Origin of the sequence: Herbaspirillum sp. UBA812, from assembly GCF_002296545.1 — a bacterium.
Lineage (GTDB): Bacteria > Pseudomonadota > Gammaproteobacteria > Burkholderiales > Burkholderiaceae_D > Herbaspirillum > Herbaspirillum huttiense.
On record NZ_DBIC01000107.1, the window covers coordinates 1 to 11717 of the forward strand.

The following is an 11717-nucleotide window of genomic DNA, read 5'->3' on the forward strand; positions in this document are numbered from 1 at the left end:
CGCCTGCTCAACGAACTGATGGGGCGCGACGTGTTTGCGGTGGCCGACCGGCGTGGGACGGTCACGCTGTCCGAACACCACCACGCCGAACTGCGCTGGCTGGATGCGCCGGGGCTGGACGCCGACGTCGCCCTGCAGGATGACAGCCATGCCCAGGAAGCCACCTGGCTGCAGGCCGATGTGCGCCTGTTCGTGCATGCGGCCAAGGAAGGCGAACTGGATGCGGCCGAACGCCATCTGCTGCAGGCCCTGCGCGAAGACCAGCAGCGCACGCGGCGGCAGACGCTGTTCGTGCTCACGCAGGTGGACCAGATGAGCGATGACGAGCAACTGGCCAAGGTCAGCGCCGCCATCTTGGCGCAGGCACCAGAACTCACGCTGCATCCGGTGTCGTCGACGCGGCACCGCAGTGGCGTGGAAGGCGGCAAGTCGCTGCTGCTGCAGCGTAGCGGCATTCCGGCGCTGCAGGCCTTGCTGCGTGAAGTGGTGGAGCAGGTGCCGGGCGCGCGCCGACATGAACGCAATCTGCTCTTCACCGAGATCGGCCAGCAGGTAGAGCAGCAACAAGCTGCGCTGGAGAGCGGGCTGCAAACGCTGCGCCAGCGCCAGCAGCAGCAACGCCAGGATTTCGAGCAAGGGCTGCAGGCCGTGCTGGAAAAAGTGCATCAGGATCTGCTCCCGATCGTCGAGTTTCAGGGGGACGATCCCGCGCTGGTACCCGATACCGCCGCCGACGAATTCAAGCTCACCGCCGGCAAGCGCGAGCGGGCGCGCATTCACGTCGCTTATTCCCGCGCCTGCATCGCCATTCGAGCGCACCTGATCCAGCATGGCGTGGAAGGCTTGCCGGCCAGCCAGCAGACCTCGGTGGCCAGCCTCGATACGGTGATGGTGGCCGTGCTGGGCATCTCCATCAAATACCGCGCCGACCTGCGCCGCCGTTTCTGTGAACCGGCAGGGCAGGCGCAATTGAAAGAGGCCTTCCTGCACTACTACGAACTGTCGGAAGACCGCCAGGCGCTGCAACAGCAGATCGCCATCGGCCAGGCCGAGCTGCACGCGCATGAGCGCGCGCAGCAGGCGCTGGCGCGGTTGCGCGAAGGAGAGGGCGCATGAGCCGCGAAGAACAGCGTTTCATCGACTCCATCGGCCGCACTGGCCAGGGCGAGGCCGACCTGCAGCCGGTGCTGTCTGCATTGCGTGATTGGCTCGCGGCGCTAGCGCAAGCCTTTGAAGCTGCCCCGCTGCCTGCCAGCGGCCTGCAGGCGGCCAGCCCCATCGCGCGCCGCATCGCTGCCTTGCACGAAGACCGTATCCACCAGGCCCGCCGGCGCGAGGAACAATGGATTGCCCTCGCTCCCGCCCGTGCGCTGGCCCAGCGTTTCGAGGGCAAGCTCATGCTGCTGGTGTTCGGCAAGTTCAATGCCGGTAAAAGCTCGCTATGCAACTTTCTCGCGCAGCGCTTCCGCGAGCGCCAGCAGGCGGTGCAGTATTTCCATCTGCAGGACGGGGCGCTGGTGGAGAGTGAAGATCCTTTCCATGAAGGCGCTACCGAAACCACGGCGCGCCTGCAGGGTGTCTGCCTGGGCGACGGGCTGGTGCTGCTGGACACTCCCGGCCTGCATTCGGCCACCGGCGAGAATGCGGCGCTCACGCAGCGTTTCCTCGACAGCGCCGATGCGGTGCTGTGGCTGACCAGTTCGACTTCGCCGGGACAGGTGCAGGAGCTCGATGAACTGGCGCGTGAACTGCGCCGTGGCAAGCCGCTGCTGCCGGTGCTCACGCGTAGCGACGTCATCGATGAGGATGAGGTGGATGGCCGGATCGTCAAATGCCTGCGCAACAAATCCGACGCCAACCGCGCCGACCAGGAAGCCGACGTCCGTGCCCGCGCCGCCGACAAGTTGCAATCGCTGGGTGTGGCGCTGCATCAGCTGAAGGCTCCCGTGTCGGTGTCCGCCTATGTGGCCCGCACGGCCGGTGCGGATGCCGAAGCGATGCGCGGTGCCGGTTTCGAACGCCTGTATGCCGCACTGTCGGACCTGCTGGCACCGGCGCTGGCCTATCGCGACCGCAAGCCGGCCGAAGTGCTGCTGCACCATCTGCAGGAAGCGGTACTGGCCCCTCTGCAAGGGCAGACCCTGCCCGCGCTGCGGGGCTTGCAGCAGTTGGTGCAGAGCAAACTGCAAGCACTGCCCGCCAGTCGCGCACGCATCGTCCAACTGGCCTGGCGCGAGGTGATGCCAGGCCTGCCGGCCCTGCTGGAGCAGCACGCCGGCACGGGCGATGTGGACACTGTACTGGCCAGCCTGCAAGCATCACTGATGCACGCCTTCGAGCGCCACGCGCGCGCCGTACTGGACAGCCATGTGCTGTCCGCACCGGCCCCGGTGGCGCTGGTCCTGCCTGCGGGCAGCGGCTATGAACGCATTGCCGACGATTTGCCGCCGTCCTACGAGAAACTGTACGAAGCGCTGAGTCAAAGTGTACTGGCGGCCTTGGAGCAACTGGCCGATGAAGTGGCCGGGCACTGTACTGCCCGGTTGGCGGCACTGTCTGATGCGGTGTCCGTGCAGCGGGCTCTTGTCGATGAGCACGGGCGGCGTTTGCAGCAGCTGGAAAGCGGCCTGCGCGCTGCACCGCCGGAAGTGCTTGGCACGCCTTGAAGCGTCCCGGCGCAAATCACGGAATCAAAACAATAAATGCATGCGCACGCATGCAAATGAGCAACAGAGGAGATCAACATGCGGATGCATCTTGTCAAATGGGCCTGCGTGGCCTTGTCGGTCGTGGTCACGGCAGCGGCCAGCTGGAGCCTGTTCAATACCGCGTGCGGTGTGGCTGAAGAAGTGCTGGCAGCCTTGTTGCCACTGGCCATGGCGGCCATCGCCTTGATCGGCACGCGGCGACCATCGGTAACGATCCAGGTGCCGGAACAGGTTCTGCTGGCCAATACCCAACTGGCCACAAGTGAACCGGCCGCCCCCTTGTCCGCAGTACCGTACGCGTATCCTGTGACGCCGCAAGCCTTGCAAGTGCTCCACGGGCTGGTGCAGGATCTGAGCAGTCTGCTCGACCGCACCATCGCCGACATGGCGCGTGCCGGTGTAGTGGCCAAGCAGTCGGGGGGCAGCGTCGATCGCGCGGTGGCCGCAGTCGAGCAGACCGTGCGATCAGTGGCTGCCATCAGCAGCTACATCGAAACATCGCTGTCGACCTATCGCTCGCTGGCCGGGCAGGCAGCCAGCATCGGCGGCATCGTCGATACCATCCACGAGATCGCCAGCCAGACCAATCTGCTGGCCCTGAACGCGGCCATCGAAGCGGCGCGCGCCGGCGAGAGCGGGCGCGGCTTTGCGGTGGTGGCCGCCGAGGTCAAACGCCTGGCGGGTCGGGTTGGCCAGTCCAGCAAGGAGATCGGCAAGATTGCCAGCTCGCTGAGCCAGTCCTCCGGCGCTGCCCTGCGTGAGGCCGAGCGCGCCGCAACGCTGGCTACACAGGGCCGCGGCAGTGCCGGCCTGGCGCATGAGGCCATGAGCGAAGTCATCGACGGCGCGCGCAAGCGCGTGGCCATCGTGGGGGGCATCAATGAGGCACTGGCGCGCCAATCCGACGTGGCCGCCGCATTGGCATTGCAAACGCAGGGTCTGCTGCCGAGCGCCGGATTGCAGGCGGTCCCGCAGGCTTGATTGGTAGCGCTGCATCCCATCCCCTGGAGACACCATGACCGAGTTCGCCCATCTGCCTTCGGCTGCACTGGCCGAGTCTGAACGCATCCGCACCGCACGCCGCCTGTTCTTCGAGGAAGGCACGCTGCCCAGCGGTCTGGTGCCCGATGCCGTGCTGCGCTCGTGGCAGCGCTGCCAGGGCGTTGGCTACCGGACTGGCGAGGCGGTCAGCTTCGATCCGGTCCAGCCCAGCGTGGCGTCGTCCTTGCGTGAACGCAGCCATGACCTGATCGAGGCGGCTCGCCCTGAATTCGAACGGCTGGCACGTGTACTGGGCGAGGGGGCTTACGGTTTGTTGCTGACCGATGCCGACGGCCATGCGGTGGCCGTGCACGGCCCGCTGCAACACTGTGGCGAATTGATCCAGCGTGCGTTGCGCCCGGGTGTGAACCTGGCCGAGGCACGCATCGGCACCAGCGCCATGAGTACCGCCATGGCCGAGGGACAGGCCATCGGCGTGTTCGGACAAGAACATTTCTTTGCCCAGCATGGCAGCTTCCAGTGCGCCGCCGCACCCATCTACGGCGTGCAGGGCGAACTGCGTGGCACCATCGATGTCACGCGCGATACGCCCTTGCCCCAGTTCGGTGTGCTCTCGCTGATGCAGGACAGCGCCAGCGTCATCGAAGCCACGCTGCTGCGCGCAGTACCGGCGCGACTGCGGGTGCGGATGTGCTGGTACCACGGCGCGTTGGGCGGGCTGGGCAATGCCATGATGGCCTTTGGCGCAGATGGCGAAGTCGTGGCCGCCAACCAGGCGGCGCGCCGCCTGCTGGACTTGCGCAGCGAAATAAGGGGATTGCATCACGATGATGTGTTCCAAGGCCGCTTTTCGGAACTGGTGGATCGCCTCGGCCATCAGCCGCTGCTGCCATGGCGTTTGCGCTCCGGGCTCACGCTGACCATGGCACCGCTGGATACACCGCAGCCGGCGCGCCCGGCCGCGTTGCAGCCTGCACCTCCATCGGTGGCGCTGGCCCCTGCTGCCGCGCTCCCCGAATTCGGGGATGAAGAGGTGGCGCGTGCCCTGCCACGGGCAGTGCGCGCGCTCGATGCCGGACTGCCGATACTGATCCTCGGTGAATCGGGCAGTGGCAAGGAGGTCGCCGCTCAGGCTTTGCATCGATGCAGCCGCCTGCGGGAGGGCCCCTTCGTGGCGATCAATTGCGGCGCCATTCCGCGCGAGCTGATCGAGGGCGAACTGTTCGGTCACACCGACGGTGCCTTTACCGGGGCGCGACGCGGCGGGGCCAAGGGCAAGCTGGAACAGGCCGATGGTGGCACGCTGTTCCTGGACGAGATCGGCGACATGCCGCTGGAATTGCAGACGCGCCTGCTGCGCGTGCTGGAGACGCGCGAGGTCACGCGCCTGGGCGGCACCGGCAGCCGCAAGCTGGAGTTTCAATTGCTCAGTGCCACGCACCAGCCACTGGATCAGTGGGTGGCGCAAGGGCGTTTTCGGGCCGACCTGCTGTTCCGCCTGGATGGACTGCGCTTGCCCTTGCCACCCTTGCGTCAACGCGGGCAGTTGCATCGCTTGCTGACGGTCCTGCTGGCCGACGAAGGACTGCATGAAGCGCAACTGGAAGCGGAATGCCTGCAACACCTGCTGCAATTGCCCTGGCCGGGCAACTGCCGCCAGTTGCGTGCCGCCTTGCGGCTGGCAAGGGTGATCGCCGAGCCGGGTGAGCTGATAGGTCGGCAGCATCTGCCGGCAGAGCTGCGCCAGCCCTGCGCCGAGTTCGCCCCGCCCGCCGCGATGAATCAGCAAGCGGGCGTTTCCTTGCGCCAGCATCATCAAGCCTTGCTGGCCGCGACCCTGGAGGAGGTGCAAGGCAATGTGTCGGCAGCGGCCCAGCGCCTGGGCGTGAATCGCTCCACGTTGCATCGCTGGATGAAGAAATCGCGCTGATCGCGCAAGGCGACGACCAGCGCGTACGGCTTCAGGCTTCAGAACACTTTGGCGATGCGCAGGTTGATGCGATTGGATTCCTTGGCACCGTTCTCCACCTTGATGGACTGCCCATACTGCACCATCAGTTGTACCGTCGAGGCGACGAACGTGGAGAAGCCCGCTTGCAGGCGTCCATTGTTCATGCGGTCATTTTGCGCGACGCCATTGAGCCTGGTCGCCCCGCCGAAATCCTGGTACCACGACAGTGCCAGTGACGTCGTCGGCGAGAACATGTAGCGCAGGTGCGTTTGCAGGCCATAGGAAGCGTCCTGTTCGCGCTTGAGTCCGAGGAAGTTGGTGTTGTCGCCATAGACGGCATATTCACCGATCACATCCAGCATGAAATTGGCCGGCAAGGCCGTGACGTAGCCCAATTGGAAGATCCCTTTCCAACGGTTTTCGCCCACGTTGACCGGTCCCTTGCTGCCATCGTAATTGCCCGCCGGTACTGCGACGAAGGCCGATACGCCCAGCCAGCGCTGTTGCTGCTGCTGGTTCAGCAACCACAGGGTCCCGCCCACCAGCGGATCGCCTACACCGCTGGCCGAGACCGGCTTGAGCGGCCCGAAGGCGGTCTGCAGATCGACCTTGCCGAAGGGGATGATGATTTGCGGATCGATGGTGTAATCGCCCACTTGCATGAAGTGGACGAAACGTGCCAGGCCGATGTCAGTTACCAGCCTGAAGTCGCCCGCCGTGCGGTTGCCGTTCGCATAGTTGGCATTGCGCTCGGTGTGCTGGCCGTACAGCAGGGCCAGGTTGGCGCCAGCGGGTAGAGCCGCATAGTCGCCCGGATCGGTGGCGATTTCAGCGGCCGCGGCGCAGCCGGCCGAGAAGGTCAAGGCGCTGGCGGCGGCCAGCAGTGCGCGCCGCAGCGGGCGGACGCGATGGTGCAGGGCTTGCATGGAATGGTCTCCTGGTTATCGTTGTGATGGGGTGCTGCACTCGTGCATGCGTGGTATTCAGAAGGGATACTGAATCGGCTGGTCCATGATGCTGATCCACTGGCTTTGGGTGAATTCATGCACGCTGGCCGGGCCACCGAAGCGGCTGGCATTGCCGGAATCTCCCATGCCGCCGAAGGGCACCTGAAATTCGTTGTTCACCGTCTGATCATTGATGTGCACCATGCCGCAGCGCAGCTGGCGGCCCAGTGCCGTGGCGCGTGCCACGTCACGGCTGTGCACGGCGGCAGCCAGGCCATAGGGGCTGCCATTGACCAGCGCGATGGCCTGGCGTTCATCGTCGAAGACGGTAATCGGCGCCACGGGGCCGAACAATTCCTCGTGATACACCGGCATCTCGGGTGTGACGCCGGCCAGCACGGTGGGCGCATAGAACAGCTCATCGTAGTGGCCGCCCGCGAGCAGGGTGGCGCCCGCTGCGATACTCTGCGTGACCAGTCCGTGCAGGCGGTCACGCTGGCGCGCATTGATCAGCGGGCCCAGATGGACCTGCCCCCGGTACGGGTCGCCCACATGCAGTGCCTTGGCGCGGGCCGCCAGTTTTTCGGCATAGAGCGCCGCCACCGAGCGATGCACCAGATGGCGGCCGGCCTGCATGCAGATCTGTCCCTGATGCAGGAAGGAGGCCCAAGCGCCGTTGGAGGCGGCGGCATCCAGATCGGCATCGGCCAGTACCACTTGCGCATTGTTGCCGCCCAGTTCCAGAGCCACCTTCTTGAGCGATTGTCCGCAGTGCTGGCCGATGGCGCGGCCCACTGCGGTCGAGCCGGTGAAGGCGATCATGCCGACCTGCGCATGGGCCACCAGCGCCTGCCCCGCAGCCGGTCCACCGGGAATCACGTGCAGCACGCCTTGTGGCAGGCCGGCGAGCTCGAACAGGCGCGCCAGCAACAGGCCGCCACAGACTGCGCTCTGGGTGTCAGGCTTGAGTACAACCGCATTGCCCAGCGCCAGCGCCGGTGCCACTGAACGCAGTGACAGCAGCAGCGGGAAATTCCATGGGGAAATCACGCCGACCACTCCGATGGGAATCTGCCGCCACTGGTTGCTGCGACCGGGCAGGGACGAGGGGAACAGCAAGCCGTCGGGCTGCATCGGCAGTGCCGCCGCCATGTGCAGCTGTTCGCAGCATTGCGCCAGTTCCCATTGCGCCTTGGCGGTGGTGGAACCGCATTCGCGCACGTTCCAGCGATTGAATTCTTCGGCATGCAGTTGCATGAGTCGCGCCGCTTCGCGCAGGATGCGTGCACGTTCGCTGAAAGTGATGGCGGCCCAGGCCGGTTGGGCCGTCGCCGCGCTGGTGACGGCGCGGTCGATGTCGTCGGCATTGCCGATGCCGGTGGCGGCCAGCGCTGCTCCGGTGGCCGGTTCGATCACGTCGGCGTGGCCGCCGGCGGCGCTGGTCCAGCCATCGGACCAGATCTTGCCGTGCCAGTGCTGGTCGCTGTCAAAGAGGGTATGCATGGTGTCCTTTGTGTCTGTGAAGGTCAGTAGATCAGGCTTGCTTGAGGATCTCGGCCATCCGTTCGCCGATGATCATGCAGGGGGCCATGGTGTTGCCGGTGGTCACGCGCGGCATGATGGAGCCATCCGCCACGCGCAGGCCGTCGATGCCGTAGACGCGCAACTGGCTGTCGACCACTGCCATCTGGTCGCGTCCCATCTTGCAGGTGCCGGTCTCGTGCCAGTAGGTGAGGGCGGCGTCGCGCACGAAGCTCTCCATCTGTTTGGGAGAGAGCGGGCCCGGCATCACCTCGCGCTTGGCATAGGCGCGCAACTCGGCCTCGTTGCCGATCTCGCGGCACAGCTCGACGGCGCGCACCAGCGCCTTGACGTCAGCCGGATCGGAGAGGAAGTTGGCGTGGATCTTGAGACGGTCACGCGGATCCGCCGATTGCAGTTCCAGATGACCGCGGCTCTTGGGTTGTACCAGGCCCGGCGCGATCGACCATGCGGCCTGCGGTACCTGATACTGCTTGGCCGTCGCCTCGGAAGTGAACGGTATCTCGATCTGGAACGGCTGCAGGTCGGGCGAGGCCAGCTTGCTGTCACTCTTCCAGAAGAAGGTACATTCGGCCAGATTGTTGCGGGGTGCCTCGGGCGTGTTGTATTCCCACAGGCAGCCGCCGAGCAGGATGTGATCCATGAAATTGCGACCGACGCCAGCAAGAGCATGGCGCACCGGTACGCCGGCCCGTCGCAGCATGGTTTCGTCCCCGATGCCGGAGAGCATCAGCAGCTTGGGCGAGTTCAGCGCACCGGCCGAGAGGATCACTTCGCGGCGGGCACCGATGCGACGCTGCCGGCCCTGCCAGTTCAACTCCACACCCGTGGCACGCTTGCCCGACAGCGTCAGGCGCAGCACTTCGGCCCGGGTCAGTACGGTGAGATTCTTGCGCTGCATGACCGGGTGCAGGTAATGCGAAGCCATGTTGCGGCGACGGCCATCCTTGATGGAGGTGTTGGCGATGGCGCATCCGCCGGGGCCTTCCATCATGGCGCCGTTGTGATCCTCGAAGGAGGGGATGCCGATGGCCGCAGCGGCGCGCTTCATGGCCGGCGCGATGGGATTGGGGTCCTTGGCCGGCTGGACCCAGACGTTGCCGCCCTGACCGCGATAGGCTGGATCGGGGGTGCCCTGCCAGTCCTCGATGCGCTTGTAGATGGCCAGCACGTGATCGTAATTCCAGGCCGCATCTCCTGCTTCGGCCGCCCAGTGGTCATAGTCGCTCTTGTGGCCGCGGGCGTAGGCCATGACGTTGATGCTGCTGCCACCACCGATGGCGCGGCCCATGGCCAGGCTCAGGGTGCGCTGATGAAGGTGGCGCTGCGGCAGCGACTTGTCGCCCCATTCACGCTCGGTCCCGAGATTGGTGAACCAGACGCCCGGGTCCAGGATGCTGGGTGCATCATCGCTGCCGCCCGCCTCCAGCAGCAACACGCTGAGGTCAGGATTTTCCGACAGGCGGCTGGCAATCACGCAGCCAGAGGAACCCGCGCCGACCACGATGTAATCGTACTGGCCTTGCAGCGTGCTGGCGCGTTCGGCCTGGTTGGTGGCGATGGCCTCGGCCTGCTGCGCCATGCTCTCGATGGCGGAGGTGCCCAGGCCCAGGGCCGCTGCCAGTTTCATGAAATGACGGCGATCGATCTTGCCGTGCATCAGCGCCTGTTCCAGCGCATTGATGCGATCGCCATGGGCGAGGTCGTCCCCGCCAGTGGATGGGATGTGCATGAAGTCTCCAGTTCTTGGTCTCTTGGATTGCGTCCGGAATGACGCAATGACCGATCAATGGCAAGAGGTGTGCCAAACTCATCGATGGCGTGTGATGGTCTGCAAGTCATTGAAAGAAAAGACTTTTATTGCTTGTCGCAGAAGCGGTGGCAGCACCGGGAGTGATGCAAATTGCGCCAGTGGCGACGTCACCGACGCAGCTTGCGTCAGCCGATGGAATCTTTTGCGACCGACGCCGTCTGCATTAAGTCTTCCTTAATTTTTCAGTTTTACAGTTAGTCCGTCGGATCTCCCGGCAGTCCGCACCAGCGGCAGCGCTTTCATCCTGAACCACGACAAGGAGCCATCATGGACATCAACAAGATCACCGCCATCAGCGCCATCGTCTTCGGCCTCGCCGGCATGGCGGCACCCCTGACCCACGCCCAGGACATGCAGGGCACGGTCGCCTACATGAACGGCGGCATCGGTGCCGGCGAGCAGGCCAAGCTGCGTGAAGCGGCCAAGGACTACAACCTGCGCCTGCTGTTCTCGGAAGCCAAGGACGGCGCCTATGTCAGCAACGTCAAGCTGGACGTGGCCGACCTTCACGGCAAGAGCGTCTTCAGCCTGGCCACCGCCGGTCCCATGACCAACCTCAAGCTGCCCAAGGGCGAATACGAAATCACTGCCGTCTACAACGGCGTCAAGAAGACCACCAAGGTCAGCGTGGGTGAGAAGCCCGTTTCGCTGAGCTTCAACTGGGCGCATCAGGACAACTGAGTTCCGGCGCATTCACCGGCCAGTCATTGGCCATCCGTCGGTCATTTCCAGACCGTCGACCCAGCCCCTCCGAACCTCACCCATAGCCCGCCTCGCAGAGCGGGCTATGGGCGCTTGCGCGCGGTCTGCCAAGGCGCGAGAAGAATGACATTTTTGTCATTGAAATGTCATCCGAATGACGTTTCGGCTTGCCTAGAATCAGGCTCCCCCTTCAAAAATCGTCTTTCAGGACCATATCTCATGATTAACACAACTCTGCCCCGTCTTCTCCGTGGCGCGCTGATCCCGGCGCTGCTGGCCAGCCAGTTGATCGCTTCATCGGCCATGGCGCAGACGCCGCCGCAGGTAGGCATTCGCGGCAGCATCGTCTCGGTCGGCAAGGATCAGCTGGTGGTCAAGACCAACAAGGGGGCCGAGCAGAACGTGGCCCTCGACAAGGACACCCGCGTGGCCGCCATTTCGATTGCCGACATCAACGACATCAAGCCCGGCAGCTACATCGGCGCAGCCGGCATCCCGCAGCCGGACGGCTCCCAGAAGGCGCTGGAAGTGCACGTCTTCCCGCCCGCCATGGCCGGTACCGGCGACGGCCATCGTCCCTTCGACCTGGCGCCCAACAGCACCATGACCAATGGCACCGTGGGTGACGTGGTGGCCAGCCAGGGCCGCACCCTCACCCTGAAATACAAGGGCGGCGAGAAGAAGATCGTGGTGCCCGAGGATGTGCCCGTGGTCAGCATCGAAGCCGGTGATCGCTCGCTGCTGGCCGCTGGCGTCAAGGTGGTGGTGCGCGCCCGCAAGAACGCCGATGGCAGCCTGACCGCCAACAGCGTGAGCGCCGGCAAGAACGGCATCCCCCCGCCGATGTAAGCAGGTGCCGCGATGCCCCGTTCACCCGTTCTTCATCCGCTGGCCGTGCGCATTGCCCACTGGCTCAATGCCGTGGCCATCGCCTGCATGATCAGCAGTGGCTGGGGCATCTACAACGCCTCGCCCATCTTCGGCTTCAAGTTCGCTCCCTGGATGACACTGGGCGGCTGGCTGGGCGGCGCCATCGCCTGGCACTTCGCGGC

9 protein-coding genes and 1 pseudogene are annotated in these 11717 nt (G+C 65.1%); 7 read left to right on the forward strand and 3 right to left on the reverse strand.

All coding sequences use genetic code 11. The features are described from left to right. The 4 genes from B3873_RS07075 to B3873_RS07090 form a co-directional block, all read left to right on the forward strand. Window positions 1-1116, forward strand: a 1116-nt coding sequence (locus tag B3873_RS07075) for a hypothetical protein (protein WP_286864914.1), incomplete at its 5' end; no start/stop codon positions are given. Next, the gene (locus tag B3873_RS07080) at window positions 1113-2666 is read left to right on the forward strand and encodes a dynamin family protein (RefSeq protein ID WP_286864916.1); all 1554 of its coding nucleotides are present in this window, start codon (window positions 1113-1115) and stop codon (window positions 2664-2666) included. The genes B3873_RS07075 and B3873_RS07080, both read left to right, overlap by 4 nt. 78 nt (window positions 2667-2744) lie before the next feature. After that, window positions 2745-3689 (forward strand): methyl-accepting chemotaxis protein, encoded by a 945-nt coding sequence (locus B3873_RS07085; protein WP_286864918.1) that lies wholly within the window; start codon window positions 2745-2747, stop codon window positions 3687-3689. 34 nt (window positions 3690-3723) lie between these two features. Next, entirely contained in the window at window positions 3724-5640 is a 1917-nt protein-coding gene (locus B3873_RS07090) for a sigma-54-dependent Fis family transcriptional regulator (protein ID WP_286864921.1), read from the forward strand. Window positions 5641-5678: 38 nt separating this feature from the next. Here B3873_RS07090 and B3873_RS07095 read toward each other — a convergent pair whose 3' ends face one another. The 3 genes from B3873_RS07095 to B3873_RS07105 are packed head-to-tail and all read right to left on the reverse strand — an operon-like array spanning window position 5679 to window position 9882. Continuing rightward, the gene (locus B3873_RS07095) at window positions 5679-6587 is read right to left on the reverse strand and encodes a transporter (RefSeq protein ID WP_286864923.1); all 909 of its coding nucleotides are present in this window, start codon (window positions 6585-6587) and stop codon (window positions 5679-5681) included. Window positions 6588-6644: 57 nt separating this feature from the next. Continuing rightward, entirely contained in the window at window positions 6645-8111 is a 1467-nt protein-coding gene (locus B3873_RS07100) for a benzaldehyde dehydrogenase (protein ID WP_134221713.1), read from the reverse strand. A gap of 31 nt (window positions 8112-8142) precedes the next feature. Next, window positions 8143-9882 carry a GMC family oxidoreductase gene (locus B3873_RS07105; protein WP_286864925.1) on the reverse strand — a complete coding sequence of 580 codons (1740 nt, stop codon included), beginning with the start codon at window positions 9880-9882 and terminating at the stop codon, window positions 8143-8145. A gap of 348 nt (window positions 9883-10230) precedes the next feature. Here B3873_RS07105 and B3873_RS07110 point away from each other — a divergent pair, with 348 nt between their 5' ends. From B3873_RS07110 to B3873_RS07120, 3 genes and pseudogenes are all read left to right on the forward strand, one after another. Beyond that, window positions 10231-10644: a hypothetical protein gene (locus tag B3873_RS07110; protein WP_039788808.1), complete on the forward strand. Its 414-nt coding sequence runs from the start codon at window positions 10231-10233 to the stop codon at window positions 10642-10644. Between the two features lie 240 nt (window positions 10645-10884). Continuing rightward, the gene (locus B3873_RS07115) at window positions 10885-11514 is read left to right on the forward strand and encodes a DUF5666 domain-containing protein (RefSeq protein WP_286864927.1); all 630 of its coding nucleotides are present in this window, start codon (window positions 10885-10887) and stop codon (window positions 11512-11514) included. Between the two features lie 12 nt (window positions 11515-11526). Further along, window positions 11527-11717 (forward strand): annotated as a pseudogene (locus tag B3873_RS07120) (cytochrome b/b6 domain-containing protein); the annotation flags it as partial.